At 61.9% G+C, this 23,052-nt stretch carries 19 protein-coding genes; 15 read left to right on the forward strand and 4 right to left on the reverse strand.

Annotated features, from left to right (window positions below):
- Positions 1-27: 27 nt before the first annotated feature.
- The gene (locus RCAS_RS08705; protein WP_232280211.1) at positions 28-1,662 is read right to left on the reverse strand and encodes a collagenase; all 1,635 of its coding nucleotides are present in this window, start codon (positions 1,660-1,662) and stop codon (positions 28-30) included.
- Between the two features lie 134 nt (positions 1,663-1,796).
- On the reverse strand, positions 1,797-2,138 hold the full coding sequence (locus RCAS_RS08710) for a hypothetical protein (protein WP_012120217.1): 342 nt from the start codon (positions 2,136-2,138) through the stop codon (positions 1,797-1,799).
- A 251-nt stretch (positions 2,139-2,389) separates the two neighbouring features.
- Here RCAS_RS08710 and rfbD point away from each other — a divergent pair, with 251 nt between their 5' ends.
- The 5 genes from rfbD (at position 2,390) to RCAS_RS08735 (ending at position 6,439) form a co-directional block, all read left to right on the forward strand.
- Entirely contained in the window at positions 2,390-3,232 is an 843-nt protein-coding gene (rfbD, locus tag RCAS_RS08715) for a dTDP-4-dehydrorhamnose reductase (RefSeq protein ID WP_012120218.1), read from the forward strand.
- Between the two features lie 171 nt (positions 3,233-3,403).
- A complete protein-coding gene (locus tag RCAS_RS08720) occupies positions 3,404-4,342 on the forward strand; it encodes a glycosyltransferase family 2 protein (protein ID WP_012120219.1) in 939 nt (312 codons plus the stop codon).
- A 12-nt stretch (positions 4,343-4,354) separates the two neighbouring features.
- A complete protein-coding gene (locus RCAS_RS08725; RefSeq protein WP_012120220.1) occupies positions 4,355-5,185 on the forward strand; it encodes a dolichyl-phosphate beta-glucosyltransferase in 831 nt (276 codons plus the stop codon).
- Positions 5,186-5,197: 12 nt separating this feature from the next.
- Positions 5,198-5,752: a Uma2 family endonuclease gene (locus tag RCAS_RS08730; protein ID WP_012120221.1), complete on the forward strand. Its 555-nt coding sequence runs from the start codon at positions 5,198-5,200 to the stop codon at positions 5,750-5,752.
- Positions 5,753-5,884: 132 nt separating this feature from the next.
- A complete protein-coding gene (locus RCAS_RS08735; protein ID WP_012120222.1) occupies positions 5,885-6,439 on the forward strand; it encodes a Uma2 family endonuclease in 555 nt (184 codons plus the stop codon).
- A 1,345-nt stretch (positions 6,440-7,784) separates the two neighbouring features.
- Here RCAS_RS08735 and RCAS_RS08740 read toward each other — a convergent pair.
- On the reverse strand, positions 7,785-10,490 hold the full coding sequence (locus tag RCAS_RS08740) for a DUF2029 domain-containing protein (protein ID WP_232280212.1): 2,706 nt from the start codon (positions 10,488-10,490) through the stop codon (positions 7,785-7,787).
- Between the two features lie 92 nt (positions 10,491-10,582).
- Between RCAS_RS08740 and RCAS_RS08745 the strand changes: the two genes are divergently transcribed.
- The 8 genes from RCAS_RS08745 to RCAS_RS08785 all read left to right on the forward strand — a co-directional run bounded on the left by RCAS_RS08745 (position 10,583) and on the right by RCAS_RS08785 (position 20,714).
- Entirely contained in the window at positions 10,583-11,440 is an 858-nt protein-coding gene (locus RCAS_RS08745) for an aldo/keto reductase (protein WP_012120224.1), read from the forward strand.
- Positions 11,441-11,688: 248 nt separating this feature from the next.
- Positions 11,689-12,084 carry a TIGR04086 family membrane protein gene (locus tag RCAS_RS08750; protein ID WP_012120225.1) on the forward strand — a complete coding sequence of 132 codons (396 nt, stop codon included), beginning with the start codon at positions 11,689-11,691 and terminating at the stop codon, positions 12,082-12,084.
- Between the two features lie 21 nt (positions 12,085-12,105).
- Positions 12,106-12,555: a prepilin peptidase gene (locus tag RCAS_RS23280; protein ID WP_012120226.1), complete on the forward strand. Its 450-nt coding sequence runs from the start codon at positions 12,106-12,108 to the stop codon at positions 12,553-12,555.
- A 143-nt stretch (positions 12,556-12,698) separates the two neighbouring features.
- Complete coding sequence (locus RCAS_RS08760) at positions 12,699-13,520, forward strand: IS5 family transposase (protein WP_012120227.1); 822 nt, start codon at positions 12,699-12,701, stop codon at positions 13,518-13,520.
- Entirely contained in the window at positions 13,435-15,273 is a 1,839-nt protein-coding gene (locus RCAS_RS26595; RefSeq protein ID WP_012120228.1) for a CpaF family protein, read from the forward strand. Before RCAS_RS08760 ends, RCAS_RS26595 begins: the two co-directional genes overlap by 86 nt.
- Positions 15,255-17,366 (forward strand): vWA domain-containing protein, encoded by a 2,112-nt coding sequence (locus tag RCAS_RS08770; RefSeq protein ID WP_041330467.1) that lies wholly within the window; start codon positions 15,255-15,257, stop codon positions 17,364-17,366. Before RCAS_RS26595 ends, RCAS_RS08770 begins: the two co-directional genes overlap by 19 nt.
- 112 nt (positions 17,367-17,478) lie before the next feature.
- On the forward strand, positions 17,479-18,435 hold the full coding sequence (locus RCAS_RS08775; RefSeq protein ID WP_012120230.1) for a type II secretion system F family protein: 957 nt from the start codon (positions 17,479-17,481) through the stop codon (positions 18,433-18,435).
- A gap of 1,193 nt (positions 18,436-19,628) precedes the next feature.
- On the forward strand, positions 19,629-20,714 hold the full coding sequence (locus RCAS_RS08785; RefSeq protein WP_012120231.1) for a hypothetical protein: 1,086 nt from the start codon (positions 19,629-19,631) through the stop codon (positions 20,712-20,714).
- Here RCAS_RS08785 and RCAS_RS08790 read toward each other — a convergent pair.
- Positions 20,656-22,014: an IS701 family transposase gene (locus RCAS_RS08790; RefSeq protein ID WP_011997732.1), complete on the reverse strand. Its 1,359-nt coding sequence runs from the start codon at positions 22,012-22,014 to the stop codon at positions 20,656-20,658. The two genes, RCAS_RS08785 and RCAS_RS08790, sit on opposite strands and share 59 nt — an antisense overlap.
- Before the next feature lie 184 nt (positions 22,015-22,198).
- On the opposite strand from RCAS_RS08790, the gene RCAS_RS08795 reads away from it, so the two are divergent.
- Positions 22,199-22,519, forward strand: a complete 321-nt coding sequence (locus RCAS_RS08795; RefSeq protein WP_012120232.1) for a hypothetical protein — start codon at positions 22,199-22,201, stop codon at positions 22,517-22,519.
- 154 nt (positions 22,520-22,673) lie between these two features.
- On the forward strand, positions 22,674-23,000 hold the full coding sequence (locus RCAS_RS08800) for a hypothetical protein (protein ID WP_012120233.1): 327 nt from the start codon (positions 22,674-22,676) through the stop codon (positions 22,998-23,000).
- The last annotated feature ends 52 nt before the right edge of the window (positions 23,001-23,052 follow it).

A 23,052-nucleotide genomic window follows, 5' to 3' on the forward strand; every position in this document is an offset into this window, starting at 1 on the left:
CCCTCTCACCTTCAATCTCCAACGCTCTCATCGCTGACGGCACCAGCGTACCAGTGCGGCGTGCCATTCCATCTCGATTGTGGCGAGCGACGGTGCGCCGACGAGATCCGGCACGTCGCTCTGGCGGTAGGTGTTGGCGCGAAAAGCCGCCGCAATCGCGCGGATGGCGGATGGTCGCTCCTGATGCAAAAATGTCACGAACGCCCACGCCTCATCATACGCGAATGTGCCATACTGATCATATCCATCGCGCTGCCCCAGCAGGCGCGCCAGATCGGGTGGAACGGAATGAGTGCAGAGGCGGTCGAGTGCGGCGCGCGATCCGGCGCCAGAGTCGCTGAGGGCGGCGAGGTATTCGGCGATGCCTTCGTCGAACCATCCTTTCGGCTCGGCATGGTAGCCAGGATCGTGCCAGACGCCGGGGAAGAGGTATCGTCCGTTCAGGTAGTGACCGAACTCATGGGCGATAGTCTCGTCGGTGGTGTTGACGCTTTCGGCAGCGTTACGCTCGTAGGTGAAGAGAACGCCGTCGCGCTCGACGTATATGCCGTCAACATCGGCGCCGAAGCCGACGAATGCCAGCATGTACTCTCGAAAGACGCTGCGGTTGGCAAATATCTTAATCGTGAGTTGCTCGTGCGGATCGCCAGGCACAGGATCGGTGATGCCGGTCAGGTCGAAGAAAAAGGTGCGCAGGCGTTCCAGTTGCGCGGTGATGGCGGAAAGGTTGGCTGTGGATGATCCGGTGCAGATTCGCACGGTGCGCTGATCGAGGCACGAAGAGAGATGAATGGTCTCGAACTCTGCGCGCAGCACGGCGAATCGCTCGCCGCCGAAGCGGTCGAGGGCGCGCGCCAATGCCGCGCGCGCAGCGAATGGTCCCGGCGAGGTTTCAGGAATGCCGGAGATGAAGCGCCCGGCATGGATGGCGGGAGGCGCGCTGGGGAGCGCATCGGCTGGCGCCAGGCGCGCGGCGGATGTCCAGGCGTCTTCCAGTGCTGCGGTGACGCGCGCGCGCGCCGCCACGTCGAGTTGATCGTCGCGCAGGCGTGCAATGGCGTCGGCGGCGCGCGCGCGCACGCCTGGCTCGTCGGATTGCAATCCTGCCAGAAGAAACGCCAGATCGTCGTCGTGGAGCGGTCCGACGCGGGTGGCAATCAACCGCGCGGCAGCGTATGCAGCGCGGGTGCGCAGATTTGCCCCGCTGCCAGGCGTGAGCGCAATGGTGGTAAAAGCGGGTTGTGCGTCATACGCCGGGAAGAAAAAGGTGTCGAGAATCCAGATTGCGTCGGCCCGCACATCATCGTGGGGATCGGTGTGCAGCAGGGTCAACAGATGAATGCGGAGCGCGGGCGCGGCGCGCGCCACAACGCGGTGCGCAGGTTCGCGCGGCGGACGCTCCGCCATGCGACCGATGACGCGCAGGGCGTTGCGGCGGGTCAGACTGTGAAAGTCGGGAGCGGTCAGGGCGATCAGACGTTCGAGAATCTGATCATCGGCAATAGCGGCAAGCGCGTGCGCAATCTCTTCAGTGCAGTCGTATCCCGACGCATAGAGCATCACGATGAGCGAGTGCGGTCCGATGTGGTAGGTGCGCGGACAGGCGGGCGTCGGCGGCGGTTGTAGCGGCGACGGCGCGGTAGTGGTGAGGACGAGGACCAAGAGCAGGATTGCAGGCGTAGTGCGGGGCATGCGGATTGCGAGAACTGAGAACTGAGAACTGAGAACCAAGAACTGAGAACTGAGAACCAAGAACCAAGAACTGAGAACCGGAATGCCGGGAGACGATCTGATTATCACGGCGTACTGTCGGGATCGAGGCGGATGACGGCGAGCCGGTGCGCTGCCTCGAAGGTGACTGCGCCGCGGTGGGAGCGGTTCAGGAGCCATACAACATAATATTCGTCGGTTGAATAGATCGAGTGAGATGAACAGAACGAGTTGCCTTGCTGATTGCCGGGTATCCGGCAATTTGGCGTATGGGTGGCAAAAGCGCGTATGTGAAATGAACCCAGCGTCAGGTTGATGTGCGGTGCATCAATGACACGACGTTGCACTATGCTGATGCCAATGATACCAGCCATGAGCGTCGCTGTCAGCAGAGCAACCAGCGTGACGCCTATCCAGCGCATGTGCATTGGCGACCTCGCCTTCCTGCCGTTTTTTCACCACAGAGCCACAGAGAACACAGAGAAACATCGAATTCATCCCTTCCGCCTTCGCACCTTTCACCTGCGCGTCCTCTCGCCCCTCGCCTCGCGCCTCTTGCTCCTTACCTGTTATTGTACCTGAGAAACGGGTCGAGTAACGGCGAAACGCTCGCCATCCTTGACGCTCACGTGACAATCTTCTATCATACCGTAATGCCAGGGTATGGCAAGGAGGCGACATGCGCATTGCAGTGACCGGCGCCGGTGGCCAATTGGGGAAGGCATTGCAGCGCGTTCTGTCAGACGCGCACGAGATTATTCCATTGAATCACGCCGATCTGGACCTGGAACGGTCTGATTGTGTGCAGGCGCTGGTTGCCACGGACGCGCAATGTGTCATTCATCCGGCGGCGTACACGCATGTCGATGGATGCGCTCGTGATCCTGATCGCGCCTATCGCGTCAATGCGTTGGGTACGCGCTACGTGGCACTGGCGTGCCAGGCGCTCGACGCGCCGCTGGTGTATGTCAGTACCAATGAGGTCTTCGATGGCACGGCGACATCGCCGTACCTCGAGTATGACCGCCCTGCGCCGATCAATCCCTATGGCTTCTCGAAGTGGGCGGGCGAACAGGTGGTGCGCGAACTGCTGCGCCGATTTTACATCGTGCGAGTGGCATGGTTATTCGGTGGTGAGCGCAACTTCGTGCGCACGGTGTTGCGTCTTGCCCATGAGCGCAACGAGATTGCTATGGTCGCAGACGAAATCGGCAGCCCAACCTATGCGCCTGATGCCGCCGCCGCGATTGCACGCCTGATCGAAACACCCTACTATGGGACGTACCATCTGGTCAACGAAGGGTCATGTTCGCGTTACGAGTTTGCGGCAGCGACGCTGCGGCTGGCGGAACGCACCGATGTGACGCTACGCCCGATCTCACTGGCAGAGTATCAACGCGCCAGCCGGGTGCCGCCGTATACGCCGTTGCGCAACGTCGCCGCCGCCGATCTGGGCATCCGCCTGCGACCATGGGAAGAGGCGCTGACGGAGTATGTGGGTGGATTGAAGAACGGAGGGTGAATGCCGCGGCGCGCCCGTGAGATGGATGCCGGCGGCGCGCGGGACGATGGGGTTGTGGCGTGTTGCCGGTGTGCCCAGTCTCCTGAGATTCTCAGTTCCCGGTTCTCAGTTCTTGGTTCTTGGTTCTCAGTTCTTGGTTCTTGGTTCTCAGTTCTCGCTTCTCGGTTCTCCATGATCGACATCATCATTCCAAACTACAATGGCGCCTCTCTTCTGCCGACATGCCTCGACTCGCTGCGGGCGCAGACACGGCGCGATTTCTGCGTGGTTGTCGTGGATGACGGTAGCGCCGATGATTCGGTCGCTCTGGTGCAGCGGCGTTATCCTGAAGTGCAGGTCATCGCACTGCCGCGCAATCGCGGGCTGGCGGCGGCGGTCAATACCGGCATCGAAGCGACCGGTGGGGAGTATGTTGTCCTGCTCAACAACGACACCGAGGCGCATCCGCGTTGGCTGGAACATCTGATCGGCGCATTGGATCGCTATCCGGCATATGCGTTTGCCGCCAGCAAAATGATGTTGTTCGACCGGCGCGACCACATTCATTCAGCGGGCGATTACTATCGCTTCGATGGCGTTCCCGGCAGTCGCGGCGTCTGGCAACGCGATGTGGGGCAGTTCGATGTGATGGAAGAAGTGTTTGGTCCCTGCGCCGGCGCTGCGGCATATCGGCGAGCGGCGCTGGAGGAACTGGCGGAGGACGGCAGGGTCTTCGATGAGGACTTGGTGATGTATTGTGAAGATGTCGATCTGAACGTGCGCGCCAGATTGCGCGGTATGCGCACCGTATACGTGCCGCGTGCCGTGGTATATCATCGATTGAGCGCAACGGGGGGCGGCGCGCTGGCGAGTTACTACTGTGGGCGCAACTTTATGCTTGTGTGGACAAAGAATATGCCGGCGCCCCAGGTGCGACGCTACCTGCCCCTGCTGATCTGGTCGCAGATCCGGTTTGTCGTGCATTCACTCTGGCATATCCGCGAACCGGCAGCGCGCGCCCGTTTGCGTGGTCAGTTTGATGGGTTGCGTACACTGCCTCGATTTGTGCGCAAGCGGCGCCACACGACAGGCAGGGATGCCGGTCGGCTTGTTGTTGAAACACGCTATTGATAAGGAGCAACAGTGACCTCTATCGAGTCTTCTCCCTATCTTTCAGTTGTCATTCCAGCGTACAATGAGGAGCGCCGGTTGCCTGCAACACTGCGGCGGGTGCTCGACTATCTGGCGCAGCAACCCTACGCCTCAGAAGTGATTGTCGCCGATGATGGCAGTTCTGATGGAACTGCGGCGTATGTCGATCGGCAACTCGATGTGCATCGCAATCTCTTTCTGCTGCGGCTGGATCACCGTGGGAAAGGGTATGCAGTGCGCTCAGGCGCGCTGATGGCGCGTGGCGAGTACATTCTGCTCTGCGATGCGGACCCGGCGGTGCCAATCGAGGAGTGGGAACGCCTGCGGCGGTATCTGGAAAGCGGATACGATGTGGCGATTGGGTCTCGTGAGGGATTGGGGGCGCGACGGATCGGCGAGCCGTGGTATCGCCACATTATGGGACGCATCTTCAATACCATTGTGCGGCTGGTGGCAGTTGGGGGCATTCAGGATACGCAGTGTGGCTTCAAGGCGTTGCGACGCGCGGTAGCGCACGATCTCTTTCGACGGGTGCGCATCTATGGCGATGACGCGCCGCAAGTCGAAGGGGCGGCAGTCACTGCCTACGATGTCGAACTGCTCTATCTGGCAGTGCGACGGGGCTATCGCATCGCTGAAGTTCCGGTCGTCTGGCAGTATGGCGAAGAGACGAAGGTCAACCCGCTCCGTGATTCGTGGCGCAACCTGCGTGATGTGCTGAAGGTTCGCTGGTATGCGCTACGTGGCAGGTACGCCGGTCTTGATGCACCGCTGGCGACGATGGCTGAGGAAAGTGCGCGCAGAACGATCGATATCCGATAGCTGGAGGTTCCGATGCCTGTAGCGACCGCCGCAATAACCGCCGAAGACTTGGCGCAGATGTCGTTTGGGGAGCAGCGCGTCGAACTCGTGCGCGGGGAGGTGATCACGATGGCGCCTGCCGGTGCGGATCATGGTGAAATGGCAATGACGCTTGGCGCACTGATTTATACATTTGTGCGCGAACGACGGCTGGGTGTTGTCTACGCTGCTGAAACCGGGTTCATTCTGGCGCGCAACCCGGATACGGTGCGCGCGCCGGATGTGGCGTTCGTCGCGTCCGAACGGGCCGCGCAGCAGCGGGGACGCTCCGGGTTCTTCGAGGGTCCGCCCGACCTGGCGGTGGAAGTGGTGTCGCCTGGGGATACGGCCGAAGATGTCGAAGCGAAGGTGCTCGATTATCTGGAAGCAGGCGCGAGAATGGTCTGGATCGTGCGCCCGCGAACGCGCACGGTGACGGTGTATCACTCGCTGCGCGCGGTGCAGGTGCTGCGCCCCGGCGATCTGCTCGACGGCGGCGACGTGCTGCCGGGATTTGCAGTGCCGGTTGCGACGTTGTTTGGCGGTTGAGGGGGGCAGGTGGAGGGTGGGAAGGTCGTGCAGGTTGCAGATGAAGCGAGGCGAGAGGCAAGCGGCGGGAGGACAGGCAGAGCCGTTGCACCGCAACGATTCTGCGAGGGTAGAAAGGTTGAAGGGTGACAGATGAGTATCGAAGCAGCCGCGATAACCGCCGAAGACCTGGCGCAGATGTCGTTTGGGGAGCAGCGTGTCGAACTCGTGCGCGGGGAGGTGATCACGATGGCGCCAGCCGGTGCGGAGCACGGCGAAATTGCTGGTTTTGTGTTTGGCATCCTGTTTAGTTTTGTTCGCGCGCATAACCTCGGTTCGCTGTACGCTGCTGAAACCGGGTTCATTCTGGCGCGCAACCCGGATACGGTGCGCGCGCCGGATGTGGCGTTCGTCGCGTCCGAACGGGCCGCGCAGCAGCGGGGACGCTCCGGGTTCTTCGAGGGTCCGCCCGATCTGGCGGTTGAGGTGGTTTCGCCGAGCGACACCGCAGAGGATGTCGAAGCGAAGGTGCTCGATTATCTGGAAGCAGGCGCGAGAATGGTCTGGATCGTGCGCCCGCGAACGCGCACGGTGACGGTGTATCACTCGCTGCGCGCGGTGCAGGTGCTGCGCCCCGGCGATCTGCTCGACGGCGGCGACGTGCTGCCGGGATTTGCAGTGCCGGTTGCGGCGTTGTTTGGCGGTTGAGGGGGCAGGTGGAGGGTGGCAGGTGACACGAGGCGCGAGGTGAGAGGTGAGAGGTGAGAGGTGAGAGGTGAGAGGTGAGAGGTGAGAGGTGAGAGGTGAGAGGTGAGAGGTGAGAGGTGAGAGGTGAGAGGCGCCCGACCATGGCGTAGCGCGAGATTTATCTCGCACTTGTGGAGAGGTGAGAGGCGAGAGGCGAGAGGCGCCCGACCATGGCGTAGCGCGAGATTTATCTCGCACTTGTGGAGAGGTGAGAGGCGAGAGGCGAGAGGCGCCCGACCATGGCGTAGCGCGAGATTTATCTCGCACTTGTGGAGAGGTGAGAGGCGAGAGGCGAGAGGCGCCCGACCATGGCGTAGCGCGAGATTTATCTCGCACTTGTGGAGAGGTGAGAGGCGAGAGGCGAGAGGCGCCCGACCATGGCGTAGCGCGAGATTTATCTCGCACTTGTGGAGAGGTGAGAGGCGAGAGGCGAGAGGCGCCCGACCATGGCGTAGCGCGAGATTTATCTCGCATTTGTGGAGAGGTGAGAGGTGAGAGGTGAGAGGTGAGAGGTGAGAGGCGCCCGACCATGGCGTAGCGCGAGATTTATCTCGCATTTGTGGAGAGGTGAGAGGTGAGAGGTGAGAGGTGAGAGGTGAGAGGCGCCCGACCATGGCGTAGCGCGAGATTTATCTCGCAACGAGGCGCCAGGCGTGAGACGCGAGGCGCCCGACCACGGCGTAGCGCGAGATTTATCTCGCAACGAGGCGCCAGGCGTGAGACGCGAGGCGCCCGACCACGGCGTAGCGCGAGATTTATCTCGCAACGAGGCGCCAGGCGCCCGACCATGGCGTAGCGCGAGATTTATCTCGCATTTGTGGAGAGGTGAGAGGCGAGAGGCGAGTGGCGGGCGAACAGGTAGAGATGTTGCAACGCAACGTCTCCTCGTGGATAGACCCGTGTTTCACGTTGCACGTGGGAAAGTGTGGGACGTTGCACGGGCGAGAAAGTGGAATAAGGATGTTGCGCGACTCTCTGTGTCTCCGTGGTTCAAATGAAGGCTACAGATTGAAGCTGGAACGGTCTGACTCCTCACCCATAATCTCCCATACCTTATAGGAAAATCAACCAAAACTCAGACAATCGAGCCTGCGTCTGTGGAGCGGCTGGCGTTAGTTTCGACAGGCTCAACCTGCGTTGGCTGAGCCTGTCGAAGCCAACGCCGATCACGAGATTGTCCAATCTCTGGTTGATCTTCCTATTAGAAAGCCGAACCATCATCAACGGAACTTAAGCGTAGAGTCTTTGTGTCTTTGTGCCTTCGTGTGAGTTATAAAGATAGTGCCCCTAACCACTAACCCCTCATTCACCGCCACCGATACGGAATGCCCGGCAGCCGCAGGTACTCCTCTCCCAGGTTCGCCAGCAGGACGATATCTGTGCCTTCGGGGCGTTCGAGCCGGGCGTAGCGGGTGTACTGGACGCGCGCTGCGCCGCGTTGCATCTCACTGCTGATCGGCGGTCCCAGGGTCTCCATTCCGCCATAGGCTTCCCAGGCTGACAGAAATGTGCCGTGCAGCGTGTACCCGGTCTCCGGGAAGAACCGCGATGGTCCGGTTTCCGGTTGCGCCGGACGCAAGCCACTCTCGCCGATCAGCACCAGTTCGCCGATTGGAAGGCGCGTGATGTCGTTGCCGGCAGAGTGGAAGCACGCCCGCAGGAAGCATTGCACCACGCCATCGGCAAACGGCACGGCAGGCATCAGCGGATCGCCCGGTCCTTCGTACCCGCCTGCCTCCAACCAGAACGTAAAGATCGGTGCAGGCACGAAATAGCCTCGTTCGCCAAGCAATTGTCCGCTGGCGTCACCGACCTTGATCGGCGCAATGCGCTGCGGAGGAGTGAAGAGTTCTGCGCCGCTGCGCAACGCAACCGTCAGCCGGTACTCTCCCGGCGGCAGTTCAACAGGAAGGTCAATCGGGTGCATGTGCTGGATTGCGGCGCCATCCCAATCGGCGGGGCGGAGTGCGTCGTAAATGAGTGGGCGTTCCCACGCGGCGATGGGTGCGCCATCGCTGGTTGCCAGGGTCACGCGAATCTCGCAGGGATCGGCGTCGCACGGTCCAGGATCAGTCGTTGTTCGACTCAATTCCAGGGTGAGAACGACGCGCTCACCCGGCGCATACATCGTGCTGCCGGGAGGCGAGAGGAAAACGCCGGTTGCGCGAATGCCGGCGCCAATGTCGAGCGCCACGTCGCTGCGGCGCCCCGGATCGACCGGTTGGTACAGGTCGAACGTGCCGCGCGAGCCGGTTTGAGCGTAGCGATGGGTGATCAGCGCGATCATTTCCGGCGTGAGCCAGTTTCCCAGGTAATCCAGCACAACCAGCGGCACGCGCCCGTTCGCCATATCGCGCAGGAGCGGGCGCTGGTCCAGCAGTCCCGCGTCGTACAGTTGGCGATGCTCGAATGCCTGGAGCCGCGACGGGACGCCAGCCTGCGCTGCGATGCCGGGAATGTCGGTGACGATCGGCGCCCCAGCCGCCTGTGCGTCTGCGACAAGCGCAGCGTTCACCCGGCGCAATGTCGCAAGGATTTCCTGTTCGCGCTGAAGATCACGCCAGACGCCGTAAGCGCCGAATGCCAGCCGCGGTGGGTTGTCGCCCTCGATGAGTCCGTATGGTTTGACATAATTCTCGCTCCAGAGTGGATAGTAGCGCAGGAGCGCAGCGGCGAGCAGCAGAAGCAGGGTTGAAGAACTCAGAACTGAGAACCGGGAATTAAAATGCCGGCTACGAGCGGCGGATGGTTGTGTGCGTGCGCCAGCCGCCAGGAACCAGGAGGTCAGCATCGAGATGCGGGAACTTAAGGAGGGCGCTGGCGCGTCAGACACAGGCGCCGGTTTATCTGAGCGCCGGGTCGAAGAGAGGCGCTGCCCATGGCGAGACCGGTCTGTTGCGAGGAGAGATGCGATGGCGGCAGCAATGAGCCAGATCGCGCCGGCGTAGAACTCGAGAAAATAGTTGGTGTAGGCGCCAACTTTGCCGACACCGAATGCCACGTATGCGCCGAAGCAGGTGTAGACAACCGGTAGCAGACCGTGCGCTGGCGTTGTGTCTGATGGCAGTACAGGGCAGCGCCGGTTTGAGACATCCGGCGCAGCGCGCGCCAGCAGGAGCGCAGCGGCGCACACTGCGCCGAGCCAGAGGGACCACAGAATAGCCGCCTGATCCTGCCAGAACCCTTCAGCGAGCGCTGCCGACCAGGGGTTGGCGTTCGCAGCAACGACGTGGAGCCAGAACCAGCCGCCGGATGCCAGCTGCAGCGCGCCGGCGGCAGCGCCCCCGATGGCAGCGATAATCAACGCCACTTCCAGCGCGCGGCGGCGATGGCGAAACCAGAGCCAGATAAGCGCTGCCGCCGGCGCGGCGATCAGTGACGGTTTCACCAGCAGACTCAGCGCCAGCGGGAGGGCTGCCCAGCGCGACAGCCGGCGGGTCAGCAACAATCCCCACAACCCCAGGTAGACCCCCAGCATATCGACGCGCATCAGCGCCCCCCATTCGCGCACGATGGGCAGGGCGAGAAATGCAAGCGCGGTGATGAATACGGCGATCCGCGGCATCGCCGTGCTATGCGAGTCGTGGGGTGGTGCGGCAAGTCGCCAGAGCAGGAATGTGCTTCCCAGCGTCGCCAGCAACGTTACCAGGCGTCCCGCCAGCAGCGTCGCGTCGCTTCCGGGAAAAGCAACATCGAACAGCGGGGCGATCAACCAGACGGCGACCAGATAGACCGGCGGGTAATTGACGACCAGGTAGGGCGGCGTGCCGGGGTCGCTATACAAGTGCGGCAGTGATATGCCGCTGCGCAGCGCGTTTACCTGCGCCAGCAGCGGTCCCTCGCCATAATCGAGCGGGTAGGGGAACGTCAGCACATGCCAGGCGCGCAGCGCGAAGAAGAGCAGATGCATTGCAACGAGCGCAGCAAGCGCGGCAGGCGCCAGCGCACCGGCAATGCGCGTCCGCATTATCAGCGATGGGCGATCAGCGGTATGGATCGTGGGGTGTGACACAGGGGACGATTATAGCACGAGCCGGGCTTGACATCACGCGAACCTGTGGTACCGTGAGATCTGTGTACCTGGAGAAGCAAAGGAGCCTCGCCATGATTCCCACTGCCCCGTTTGGCCGCACGGGCCACCACAGCACTCGCGCCATCTTCGGCGCTGCGGCGCTCAGCCGCGTTTCTCAGGAGGACGCTGACCGCACACTGGATCTGATCTTGCAGTATGGGGTCAATCATATTGACACGGCTGCCAGTTATGGCGACAGCGAACTGCGGATCGGTCCCTGGATGCGGGAACATCGTTCGCGTTTCTTTCTGGCGACGAAAACCGGTGAACGCACCTATCAACGCGCGCGCGATGAAATTCGCCGTTCGCTCGAGCGCCTGCGCGTCGATCAGATCGACCTGATTCAGTTGCACAACCTGGTCGACCCGCAGGAGTGGGAGCAGGCGCTTGGTCCTGGCGGCGCGCTCGAGGCGGCAATCGAAGCGCGTGAACAGGGGCTGGTGCGCTTCATCGGCGTCACCGGTCACGGCGTAACGGTCGCAGCGCAGCACCGCCGCGCGCTCGAACGCTTCCCGTTCGATTCGGTGCTGCTGCCGTACAGTTACATTCTGATGCAGAACCCGCAGTATGCCGCCGACTTCGAGGCGCTTGCGGCGGTCTGCCGTGAGCGCGGCGTCGCAATGCAGACGATCAAGGCGATCACGCAGGCGCCCTGGGGTGAGCGTGAGCGTGCATACGCGACGTGGTACGCGCCGCTTGAGGATCAGGCGGACATCGATCTCGCAGTGCACTGGGTGCTGGGTCGTCCAGACGTATTCCTCAACACGGTCGGCGACATCGCGTTGCTGCCGCGTGTGCTCGATGCGGCGAGCCGCTTCCAGTCGCGCCCAGGCGACGAGGAAATGGAGCGTCTGGCGGCGGAGCGTCAGATGGCGCCGCTGTTTGTGTAGATCTGCGTCCTCATTTCTGGCATCTTCCTGCGCCTGAGCGCCCCCGGCGCAACGCATTGTCTGGCGTTGTTACATAAGGTTTACAAAACCGCCTGGGCAAGCCCTGGCGGTTTTGTTACTATCTCCTCAGCAAAGCAAGCGTTCGGAATGAAGAAACGCCCGTGACCGGAAATTGCGGCAGTCAGGCATGCGCCTGGCGCATGGTTGATTGTGTCTCAAAAACAGGTTGCGCTGCAAAGGAGAGAACGATGTATCGAAGCGACTGGCTCGATGATATGCGCTGGGGTGCGGTTGCCCTGGGAGTTGCAACGGCGCTGACGGCGCAGGTGGCGATCACGCTGCTGGTGCTGAACCCGCTGGCGATCACGCTGATCTGGACGGCGGTCGTGCTGGTTGAGTTGTGCATTGCTGTGGGGGCGTTTGTCAGCGGATGGCGGGCGCGTCGCGCTGCGTTGCTCAACGGGTTGATGGCAGGGCTGATCAGCGCGGTCGTTTCGCTGCTGGCAACCGTCGTCCAGGCGCCGGCGCAGGTGGACCTGCTGAACGTCCTCTTTCTGTTTGTGACGTTTGGCTTGATGGGAGCGCTTGGCGGCGTGCTGGCGGGATATATCCGCACCCGGCGTCTGGCGCAAGCGCATCGGTAAAGTCACGAGGAAGACACTGATATGCAGTATGTGATGCTGACACTCATGCTGGCAGCGGCAGCGGTGCTGGTGTATGTCTCGATCACCGACATCCGTGAGCGCTGTATCCCCAATCGGGTCATGTTCCCGGCACTGCTCACGGCGCTGCTGGTGGCGCTGGCGCGCCCTGAGCGCTGGTCGCTGCTCCTGGGCGGGCTGGTTGCTGGTGTGCTGCTTGTGCTGCCGACGCTGATCTATGGACTGGAAAAGGCTGGCGGCGGCGATGTCAAACTCGGATTGTTCATCGGGCTGGTCCTGGGCTGGCCCGCGATTCTTCCGGCGTTAGGGCTGGCATTTGTGAGTGCGACCCTGTTTGCCGCCGGCGGGATGCTGCTGCGCCGGCTGTCGTGGCGGAGCGTGATCGCGTTTGGACCGTTTCTGTCACTTGGCGGTCTTCTGGTCGGCGCGCTCCTCGTGCTGGAACAACTGTAAGAAGCTCTCCAATATTCCAACAGAGGAGGTCACCGAGGAGGCTGGTAGGAGGCTATAGCCCGTCCTCATGCGCAAAGAACCCCTCAGCTGTGGTCAGCTGACGTTGCTGAAGCGACAAGCAAACCACAACGAGGGGTGAAGCGATGGGAGCACCGAGCCAGCCGGCTGTCCAGAGCGAGACGTACGCGACCGACCTGACTGATGCGCAGTGGGAGCAGATCCGCCCATTTGTCGAGATACAGGCCAAGACCGGGCCGAAGCGGAGGGTCGACCTGCGAGCCGTGCTCAACGGCTTGCTCTACAAACTGAAGACCGGGCGCCAGTGGGAACTGCTGCCGCGCTCGTTTCCGCCCAAGAGCACGGTCCACTACTCCTTTCAGCAGTGGACCAAGAAAGGCATCCTGGTGCGGATCAACGACGCGTTGCGCCGACGGGTGCGGGTCGAGGCGGAGGGTCGGGAGAACGTCGAGCCTACAGGTGGGGTGATCGACGCCCAGAGCGCCAAGAGCAGCATTGCCGGGGGGCCGGAACGGGGCTTCGACGGGGGGAAACAGGTCTATGGGCGCAAGCGCCATCGGCTCGCCGACACGCTGGGTTTGCTGATCACGGCTTGTGTTCACTCGGCGCGAGCGTATGACGGAGCAGCTGCCAAGCAGGTGTTCACCGCGACCAAAGCGCGCGGCATCGCGCTGAAGAAGGTATGGGCAGACCAGACCTATCGTGGTGTGTTGGGCCCGTGGATGGCGGCCAATGGCATGGGTGAGTTGGAGATTGTCGAGCGGCTGCCGGGGCAGCGCGGCTTTCAGGTCCAGCCGAAGCGCTGGGTTGTCGAGCGAACCCACGCCTGGTTGAGCGGCAATCGTCAGCTGAGCCGAGAGTATGACCATAACCCGCGTCACTCCGAAAGCTGGCTCTACCTCGCCTCGATCCGCCTCCTCGGCCGCCGTCTCGCCAAAGCGTCGTGAGCCAGGGCACTCTTATCATTGGACTATTGGAGAGCTTCTTATTCCGGCATGCGAACGCATCGTCACGATCGAGGATGCAGCCGAACTGCGGTTTCATCGCACCCATCCACACGTGGCGCGCCTTGAGGCGCGTCCACCGAATGTCGAAGGCGCTGGCGAAGTCACGATTCGCCAACTGGTGCGTAACGCGCTGCGTATGCGCCCGGATCGGATCATCGTCGGCGAGGTGCGCGGCGCTGAGGCGCTCGACATGCTCCAGGCGATGAACACCGGCCACGAAGGCTCGATGACGACGGTGCACGCCAACTCGCCGCGTGATGCGTTCAGCCGCCTGGAGACGATGGTTATGTGGGCTGAGGGCGCCAGGGAGCTGCCGCTCAGCGCCATTCGGGAACAACTCGTCGGCGCGCTCGATATTGTCATTCAACAGACGCGCCTGCCCAACGGTCGTCGCAAGGTTATCAGCATTTCCGAGGTTCAGGGCATACGCCACGGTGAAGTCGAACTGCGCGACATTTTTGTGTTTCACAGCAGTGTTGATGACAAAGGTCAGGTGCTTGGCGAGTTTATGGCAACCGGCGCCCTGCCGCGGTGCCTGCGCAAGATTGAACCGGCGTGCGGCGCACTCGATCACCTGTTCAAGTCGAATTATCTGCGTGATACGCTTGGACCGGAGATTCTGCAGAACCCGGCGATTACCGAGATTATGGTCAATGGTCCATTTGATGTCTGGATCGAAGAGCGCGGCAAACTGCGTCCGGCGCCGGAGATCCGCTTCCGCGACCATCACCATCTGCTGAATGTCATCAACACGATCATCGCACCGCTGAACCGTCGTCTTGATGAGTTGAATCCGATGGTCGACGCGCGTCTGCCGGATGATGAGCGCTTTCCCGGCGGTGGTCGCATCAACGCCGTTCTCGACCCGATTTCTCTGGTTGGTCCGGTGTTGACCATCCGGCGCTTCAGCCATACCCCATTTACGCTCGATCGATTGGTGGCGCTTGGCAGTATGTCGCCACAGATGGCGGCATTTCTGCGCGCGTGTGTTCGCATCAGACGCAACATGCTGATCTCTGGCGGCGCCGGCAGTGGGAAAACCACGTTGCTGGGCGCGATTGCAAAGGAGATCGATCTGCAGCGTGAGCGCATTATCACCATCGAAGACGCCGCAGAACTGCGCATTGGCGCGCCAGGGGACCACGTGCTCGGTCTCGAGACCCGTCCGCCCGACCGATTTGGCGAAGGTGAGGTGACGATCCGCCAGCTGGTGCGCAATGCACTGCGTATGCGCCCCGACCGGATTATTGTCGGCGAGGTGCGCGGCGCTGAGGCGCTCGATATGCTGCAAGCCATGAATACCGGGCACGAAGGCTCGCTCACTACGCTGCACGCCAACTCGCCTCAGGAAGCGTTCAGTCGATTGGAGACGATGGTTCTCTGGGCGCGCGAAGCCGAGGCGCTCTCGCTCTCCGCCATCCGACGTCAGTTGTGCACGCTCGATATTGTGGTTCAGCAGGCGCGCCTTGCCGACGGCAGCCGCAAAGTCGTCGCTATTGCCGAAGTGGTTGGTCTTGATGAGCGTGACCAGGTGCACGTCGAGGAGATTTTTCGGTTCGAGCAGCATGGCATCGATCCTGACGGCCAGGTGGTGGGTGAGCATGTTGCAACCGGCTACGTGCCGCGGGTGCTGGAAAAGTTGTGTGCATATGGCATCACGCTGGAGGAAAAGGCATGGTGCAGCCGATCATGACCATCGTGACCGAACGCCTTGTGTTTCCGATCCGAATGCCGGCAGTGCGGATGCTGTGGGTTGCAATGCTCATTGCAATCTTGCTCCTGCCGACATCTCCGGCGACGGCGCAGCAGACCGGGCAGGCGCTCGATTCAGGAAATAGCGACGTGGTCCTGATTATCGACAACTCCGGCAGCATGAAGCAAAACGATCCGCAGAACCTGCGTCTCGCCGCAGCCAATCTCTTTATCGATCTATCGGACCCGCGCGACAAAATCGGCATTGTTGTTCTTTCCGACCGTATGCGCACGCGTTCGCTGACGAAGAATCTTGTCCGTATCGGCAGCCGGCAGGACATCGATGAGTTGAAGGGACTGGTCGATGCGCTGCGCAACGAGACAAAAGGGCAGGAGACGCATATGGGAACGGCGCTCGATCTGGCGTATGACCTGCTCGACGCAACGCCGGGATCGAACCGGGGCGCCAACCAGCGTCAGTTTGTCGTGCTCCTCAGCGACGGATTGCCAACGGGCGTCGGGCAACGCGAGCGCGTCGATCAAGCCGTACAGCGCTTCCGTGAGCGACGGTACTGGAAGATATTCTCCATTGCGCTGGGCGATGAAGCGGATCCGGCGTATCTCGACGAGAAGGTGTCCTCTCCCTCCGGCGGGCAGGTGGTCGTCGCCCGCCATGCCGGTGAACTGCTCGACCGGTACCTTGACGTGTATGCGCGCGCCGGTGATGACCGGTACATCAATTATGTCACAGTGCAGCCGAACACGCTGGCGCCGCTGGTTGACGTGCGGCTGGATCACCAGCCGACGCAGATCGGCGTCGTGCTGGTGCGTGGCGACAGCAATGCCAGCATTAGCAGTCTATTGGCGCCAGACGGGGCGGATCTGGTGCAACCCTACTACCAGAATAGCGTGCGGCGCGGGGCTGAACCGGAATACGAACTGTATACGGCAATGTCAACCGACCAGGTATCGCTCGTTGGGCGCTGGATGATCAATGTTGATCGTCCTGATGCGTTGCCAACCACAATTGCCGTGCTGAGTCGCTCGCGGCTACGCATACGGATGCCAGCGCCGGCGCCGCTGCGTGACAACGAGGATACCAGCCTGCGCTACCATCCGGTCGGACGACCGCTACTGTTGGTGGTTGGGGCGCAGGTTGCCGAACGAAATTACGATCAGCATGTTACTACTCCCTACCTGTACCGCTGGGTGGCAGACATGGCGCCGGCAGCGCACATGCTCACGCCGTTCGAGGGTCCACCCATTGTGCTGGTAGACGATGGACGCGCCTGTGATCAGCGCGCAAACGATGGACGTTACAGCGGCGTACTGCCGCCTTTCCCCACTGAAGGGGATTATACGTTGCGTCTGGAATTCCCTGGGGCGCACCCGAACCCTATCCATGTGCAGAAAGACTACATCGTGCGCGTGGCTGCGTTGCCGACCATGACGATAACGCTGCCGCCGGCTGCGACAACCCTGCCGATCAATACGCCATTGACCGCCTGGATCGATCTGCCCGGAAGGGCAGACTTCGAGATTGTGAATGTGATGTTCCCAACAGCGTTTGTGCAGCGTCCCGACGGGGTGCTCGAAACGCTGGAGATTGAGTCGGTGGACCGCGGACGTTTCCGTTTCCGCTACACACCCGGCTTCGAGGGACAGTACCGCATCAATATTGCGGCAGAGGTGCATGGGCGAGGTGCAATGGGGGACATCCGGTACATCGACTATGCCGACGCCCTGATCGGCGTACCGAAGGCGACGCCGATCGTTGAGATCAGCGCTGCCTTCACCGGCACGCTGGTCTACGACCGGCGAGGCATTTTGAGCGTTCCTCTCAAGATTGCATCACGCTCTCCACAGGAAGAGCGCCTGGTGATCACAGTGACCAACCCGGCAGGCGCGATCACGGTGCCGGCAGAGGTGCTTTTGCAGCCAAACGAGTCCATACAGCGCACAATCAGCGTGCGACTGCCGGAGAAGGATCGTCCCGCGCGCGGCGCCCTGATGCTCCAGTTGACGGCGCCAGAGCAGCGCGTGATTGTTCAGGGTGAGACCATCAGCGTCGCTATCGTGCGCCTGCCGGTCTGATAGCGCCGCTTCTGTTGGCGCTCGTTGCGGCAGGCGGCGGCGGTTTCATCCTCTACCGCCGCCGCACTCGTCGTATGCTCGCTCCATCGCCAGGAGCGCCAAGGAGGCTGGCATGAATCCGTCCGGTGTGGAACCCGCTGTGCTGTTTGGTCTGTGTATCTTTATGCTTCTCGTGAGCGGCTACCATCTGGTGCGGGCGCTTCAGGCGCGTGAGCAATTGATTGCGCGAGCCGAAGACCTGGGCGCCGATCCAGAGGTGCTGAGCGATCCGCTGCGACGGCAGAGTTTTCTGGTGCGCTGGGCGGATCGCTATGATCGATCACCTCAGGTGCAGCATCTTCGTGAACAATTGCGCCGCGCCGCCGTTCCGTGGAAACCGTCGGACTACTACGCGATTCGGGTGGGCGTGAGTTTTATCGTTGTCATCATCTGCTGGATGATGCTCGATCTGCCGGTCTTTGGCGCCGCATTGGTGGGCGCGGCCGCATATTTCATTGTGCCGCGCATCTTCTTCTTCCTGCGACAGAACGCTTACGTGCGGGCATTCAACAAACAGTTGGTTGAGGTGACACAACTGCTGGCAAATGCCCTGCGGGCTGGCATGTCGATCCAGCAGGCAATCGGCGAGGTGTCCGAGCGTGTGCCCGAGCCGGCGCGCAGCGAATTCCGGCAGACCCACCACGAACTGCTGCTGGGAGACAATCTGCCGCTGGCGCTGCACGACATGCGGCGGCGTGTGTGCAGCCGCGACCTCGATGTGCTGATCAATGCGATTGTCGTTCAGCATCAGGCGGGCGGCAATCTCGTGCGCGTGCTCAATGGCATGGCAAATACCCTGAACGAGCGGCAACGCCTGGAGCGTGAAATTGACTCGCTCACGTCCGAAGCGCGTTTCTCGGCGCTTGTCGTGATGGTGTTGCCGATTTTTTTCCTGTTGATGATCCGCGACACGCCGCTCGGTGAAGCGTTGTTCCAGACGGTTATCGGGTGGGTGTTGCTGGGAGTGTTCGCTGTGGTGCAGGTTGCCGTCTACTTCCTGATCCAGCGCGTCGCGCGGATTGAAGTCTGAGGCGGAAAACAGCAGAGCGGTTGCACTGCAACGTTCTCTCAGGCGGGAGGCGAGGGGCGAGGGGCAAGAGGCGAGGGGCGAGGGGCAAGAGGTGGGAGGCGAGAGGCGGGAGGCGAGAGGCAAGAGGCGAGGGGCGAGGGGCGAGGGGCAAGAGGCAAGAGGCGAGGGGCGAGGGGCAAGAGGCGGGAGGCGAGAGGCGGGAGGCGAGAGGCGAGGGGCGAGGGGCAAGAGGCGGGAGGCGAGAGGTGGGAGGCGAGAGGCGAGGGGCGAGGGGCAAGAGGCGGGAGGCGAGAGGCAAGAGGCGAGGGGCGAGGGGCGAGGGGCAAGAGGCGGGAGGCGAGAGGCAAGAGGCGAGGGGCGAGGGGCGAGGGGCAAGAGGCGGGAGGCGAGAGGCAAGAGGCGAGGGGCGAGGGGCGAGGGGCGAGGGGCGAGGGGCGAGGGGCAAGAGGTGGGAGGCGAGGGGCGGGAGGCGAGAGGCGAGGGGCGAGGGGCAAGAGGCGGGAGGCGAGAGGCGGGAGGCAAGAGGCGAGGGGCGAGGGGCAAGAGGCGGGAGGCGAGAGGCAAGAGGCGAGGGGCGAGGGGCGAGGGGCAAGAGGCGGGAGGCGTTACACCTGCCAACGTTGAACGTTGAACGCGGCAAGGTTGCACGTAGGGGCGTGGCGGTGCTATGCCTTTGGAAAGGCTCAAGTGCGGGATGACAACGCAGGGGCGCCTCCTGTGAGCGCCCACAGCGACGCCCACTCCCAATAGTCTTGGGGGTAGAACGCTGGCACGTTGCCCGTTGCACGTTCGCATGCAAGACGGTGCGCAGGTCGAAGGCGGTTCCCTCTGTGGCTCTGTGGTGAATTCCACAGGTATGAAGGTTGAAGGTGCGAAGATTGAACGCACGAACATCAAACAATCCAGGGAAACAGTCCTTCGTGCCGCTTCGCGCCCTTCGTGGATCATCCAGCGGACGAGGCACGAGGCGAGAACAGCAGACACGTTGCATCGCAACGTTTTTGCCGGGTGTTGCACTGCAACGTCTTCTCAGGCGGATAGGCGAACGTTGCACGTTGCACGTGAGCGATGTGAGGTTTGAAGGCGACCTGCGGCGTCCGGGTGTTGTGTGGGCGCCGATCAGGGCGTTGCATAGTGAACGTTGAACGCAGGAAGGTTGACCGTTCAACTGCGTATATTCAGGAGGGAGGAGTATGAACGCACGACTGAACCGGCGTATCTGGCGGCACGAAGGCGGCGCGGAAGCAGTGGAGATCATCGCATTGATCGCCGTATGCATCGCGCTGCTGGCTGCCATCGGACTGGGGTTCAACGCACGCGGCAGTGATCTGGGCGCAGCCGCAGTTGGAACGTTGACCCGGTTTGCCTCCGAACAATCGCTGAATATCGGGAATGTCGCTATCGATGGTCCTGACGTGCAGGGTCCTGGCATCTCGCCGATCACTGCCCCCGCCGTTGGCATTCCTCGGATTGTCGTCCAGCCGCCGCGTATATCGGCTCCGGTTCAACCGCAACAATCCGCGTATCAACCGGTCCAGCAGGCGCCTGCGCAACAGGGATCCGGCAATCCGTTGCTGGACTTCTGGAACAGTCTGACAGGCTGGGTGCAGGGCGCCATCCTTGGTCTGGCCGGCGCAGCCGTAGCGGTCGTAGCATTCCTTGGGCTGGTGGCAGCAGGGGTGATTACGGTCGCCTCGGGGGTGGTCCTGGCGGCTATTGCTGCTGTTGCGCTGGCGGTTGGCGCAATTGCAGGCGCAATCTACGTGGTGGCGACCGGTAGGGTCGATGCCTGGCAGATCGTGTTGCTGGGGTTCGGTGCTGCCAGCGCGGTGCTGATTCCGATAGGATTGGCGCTGCGGTTCCCGGCGGTTGCAGCGTTTTTCAGCAGCATTCCTGCGCGTATTGCAGCGCTGTGGAGCCAGCGGATCGCACCGTGGGTGAGGGGTGTGATTTCGAATTTTTGGAAATGGCTGCACGACCGTGAAGCGGTTGGAGCGTGGTTAAAGAAATACGGTTTGCCACTGGCTCTGTGCTCGCGTGCACTCGAGGAATTTGTCAAAGGCTCGTATGTCGAAGGATTCCTGATTATGCTCATCATTACACTCGTCGAGACGTTCGCAAAGGGAAATCCGGCGGCATATCTGGTGACCTTTCTAATCTATCCTATTTTGAAGGGAATATACGGTCGCTACAAAGCTCGACTTTATCCATCTGTGCCGCTCACGCAGCATAGGCGAGCGCATCAGTCAGGCGAACAAGTAACGACTTCGGGATTTTGACCATGTCGGCTTCCGCAGGCGACATCCAAGAAATGGTGACCGGCCAGAGCTGCTTGCGGACGAAGGCCAGTGTGTCGCTGAAGGTCGGCAGCGCCTTGGTGTACCAGGCCGCCTGCCTCACGGGCAACTCGCCTGCTTGGAGTAGGTGATGGGCGAACAGCGTCACGAGCGAGAACAACCCCAACAGCACCGGTGTCGTACGCAGGATCGCCAGGTCCGACCACTGGCGCTGGGTCTCGATGCCCAAGTGTGCTCGCGCTTCCTCGAACGTGACCTCCACCTGCCAGCGCATCACGAACCACTCCACAATCTCCTTGGGGGTAGCCGCCGGGTTCGTGCTCAGCAGCGCCTGGGCCTCAAACTTCCCATCGGGGTCGGTAATGAGCACCCAGCGAATGCTCACCGGCGGCAAGCCACTGTGATACCAGACCGCCGTTGCCGATGCCAGCCGCACCGTTCGCGTCGTTCCGCCATACCAACGCACGCTCGTGTGCTGCCAGTCTGTGGTCGGGTCGCTGAGCCGCTGCTCCAGGGTCGGCTGCCGTGCGCCTTTCTTGCGCGGCCGACCGGGTCGCCCTGCTGGGTGCACGTACGCCGTGTCGTACAAGGCCGCATCCAAGCGCAAGCGCGTGACCACGGTAACGGGGTTGGGCAAGCCCTGGCAGGCGGCAAGCAGTTCGAGCGCGGCGTAGCTGCTGTCGGCCACAACGACCAGCACGCGCTCGGGCAGCCACTGACGGACTTGGAAGATGATCTGACGCGCCCAGTCGGTGAGCTGTTTGTGGCGCTTGCCGAGCTCCTGATGGTAGCGCTCGGAGGGCGCCAGGACGGTCAGAAAGGGCAAGGCCCAAACACGCTGGGCCCAAGGGATGGGGGCGAGCAGCATCAGACACAACCAGCGCAGGCCGCTGGTCTTGACGAAGAACGAGCGCGACGAGCGGACAGGGTCGCGGTAGATCCCCTTGGCCTTGATCTTGGCCCCGCGCCGGCGCTCGATATGGTCGTCGAGGCCGAGCACGATAGCCGTATCGGACGGAACGAAGGCGTCGACGAGCAGGCGCAGCAGGATGCGGCTGGCGGCGTAGGGCGACCAGACGGCGCGGTTGAGGACGCGATGGTAGTTCTGGAATTGCGCATCGTCGCTCAGCCCCATCACCCGCAGCGCCGAAGTGACCGTGCGCTTGCCGGGGGCTAGGATGGCGCCGATGAGCAGTATCTTCGCCCATTCCCATACACGCTCGCTAAACAGCAACTCGAACTTGCGGAGGACCGGTATAATCGCTCGTGGCAGGTTGCGCATGGCTGGCCCCTTCGTGGTAGTTGGGTTCTAGCCAAGCGTACCCTGCCTCCCGTTTTTCGTCTACCGAATGGATAAAGTCGAGCAAAGAAGACTTTCATAAATGGCTGGAGCGAAATTTTCCGTGGTTGCCGTTGCCCAAGGCGCCCTAGGGTCAATTGAAGACAGAGTGTCATAGGAGGACAAGATGGGGCAAACATATCAGTCGCGGGCAGAACCGCTTGAACGCCTGATCGTGTTCAGTATCTTCGCGGTTGTAACCTACAATCTTTGGGGGTGGGCGTATGAGCGCCAGCTGCATCTTTGCGGCGCCAGCGGGGTTAATTGGGAGGCGCTTTTCAGAGATATCGCGGCGCTTGTGCTCCTGCCAATCGCAGTATCCCTTCCTCCTGTCTGTTTCTGGCGAGATGCACAGCAGTGGCGCAGCTTTCGTCGGGGGCTGATCGTTCCGGTCGTCTGCCTGGCGCTCCACTGGACATGGCACAATCTCAGTTGCCTGTTGCGATAGCGCTGCGCGGGAAGGTAGGCGCGGGACGTTGCGGTCGAGCGACGGTAGGCGGTCGTAGCGCAAGGAGGAGGGCTGATAGCGTCCAGGACGGGGTTGATGCTGGCAGCGTTTCCATTATTCCTGCTGTACGTCGTCATAGAAACAGGAGGACCTGATGAACCCTGGCAAGGAAGTAACGACAGCGGGTATGGTCGTTGGCATTCTGGCACTCTCAATATTCGGCGCATTGGTCCGTGTTTTGCTGCGTCTGGGGGAAGCGAGTCCTCTATGCAACGACGCATCATTCCCTCTCCAGGCTATGGCTGTCTGGGGCGACCTGCTACTTCTGGTGATTTTCCCTCTGGGCGTCGGGTGGTGGGAGTTTCGCAAACAGATCCCGCGCAGCGCCCTCTGGCGCGGGCTGGGGATTGCGTTGCTGCTGCTGATCGCGTTCTACGCCCTCTTTACCGCGTGGCGCCATCCGTGCGTGTTCGGCTGGTAGCAGGGCGGATCGTCTGATACAGGGTTGCTTAACGGCACGTATTCCCGGGGTG

Source organism: Roseiflexus castenholzii DSM 13941 (genome assembly GCF_000017805.1).
Lineage (GTDB): Bacteria > Chloroflexota > Chloroflexia > Chloroflexales > Roseiflexaceae > Roseiflexus > Roseiflexus castenholzii.

Bases quoted from the DNA above. Each gene is read 5' to 3' on its own strand.
- RCAS_RS08735 (WP_012120222.1), top strand. From the start codon at position 5,885: ATGAGTATCGAAGCAGCCGCGATAACCGCCGAAGACCTGGCGCAGATG.
- RCAS_RS23280 (WP_012120226.1), top strand. From the start codon at position 12,106: ATGCAGTATGTGATGCTGACACTCATGCTGGCAGCGGCAGCGGTGCTG.
- RCAS_RS08760 (WP_012120227.1), top strand. From the start codon at position 12,699: ATGGGAGCACCGAGCCAGCCGGCTGTCCAGAGCGAGACGTACGCGACC.
- RCAS_RS08775 (WP_012120230.1), top strand. From the start codon at position 17,479: ATGAATCCGTCCGGTGTGGAACCCGCTGTGCTGTTTGGTCTGTGTATC.
- RCAS_RS08795 (WP_012120232.1), top strand. From the start codon at position 22,199: ATGGGGCAAACATATCAGTCGCGGGCAGAACCGCTTGAACGCCTGATC.
- RCAS_RS08785 (WP_012120231.1), top strand. From the start codon at position 19,629: ATGAACGCACGACTGAACCGGCGTATCTGGCGGCACGAAGGCGGCGCG.
- RCAS_RS08745 (WP_012120224.1), top strand. From the start codon at position 10,583: ATGATTCCCACTGCCCCGTTTGGCCGCACGGGCCACCACAGCACTCGC.
- RCAS_RS26595 (WP_012120228.1), top strand. From the start codon at position 13,435: ATGACCATAACCCGCGTCACTCCGAAAGCTGGCTCTACCTCGCCTCGA.
- RCAS_RS08770 (WP_041330467.1), top strand. From the start codon at position 15,255: ATGGTGCAGCCGATCATGACCATCGTGACCGAACGCCTTGTGTTTCCG.
- RCAS_RS08800 (WP_012120233.1), top strand. From the start codon at position 22,674: ATGAACCCTGGCAAGGAAGTAACGACAGCGGGTATGGTCGTTGGCATT.
- RCAS_RS08750 (WP_012120225.1), top strand. From the start codon at position 11,689: ATGTATCGAAGCGACTGGCTCGATGATATGCGCTGGGGTGCGGTTGCC.
- rfbD (WP_012120218.1), top strand. From the start codon at position 2,390: ATGCGCATTGCAGTGACCGGCGCCGGTGGCCAATTGGGGAAGGCATTG.
- RCAS_RS08720 (WP_012120219.1), top strand. From the start codon at position 3,404: ATGATCGACATCATCATTCCAAACTACAATGGCGCCTCTCTTCTGCCG.
- RCAS_RS08710 (WP_012120217.1), bottom strand. From the start codon at position 2,138: ATGCACATGCGCTGGATAGGCGTCACGCTGGTTGCTCTGCTGACAGCG.
- RCAS_RS08790 (WP_011997732.1), bottom strand. From the start codon at position 22,014: ATGCGCAACCTGCCACGAGCGATTATACCGGTCCTCCGCAAGTTCGAG.
- RCAS_RS08730 (WP_012120221.1), top strand. From the start codon at position 5,198: ATGCCTGTAGCGACCGCCGCAATAACCGCCGAAGACTTGGCGCAGATG.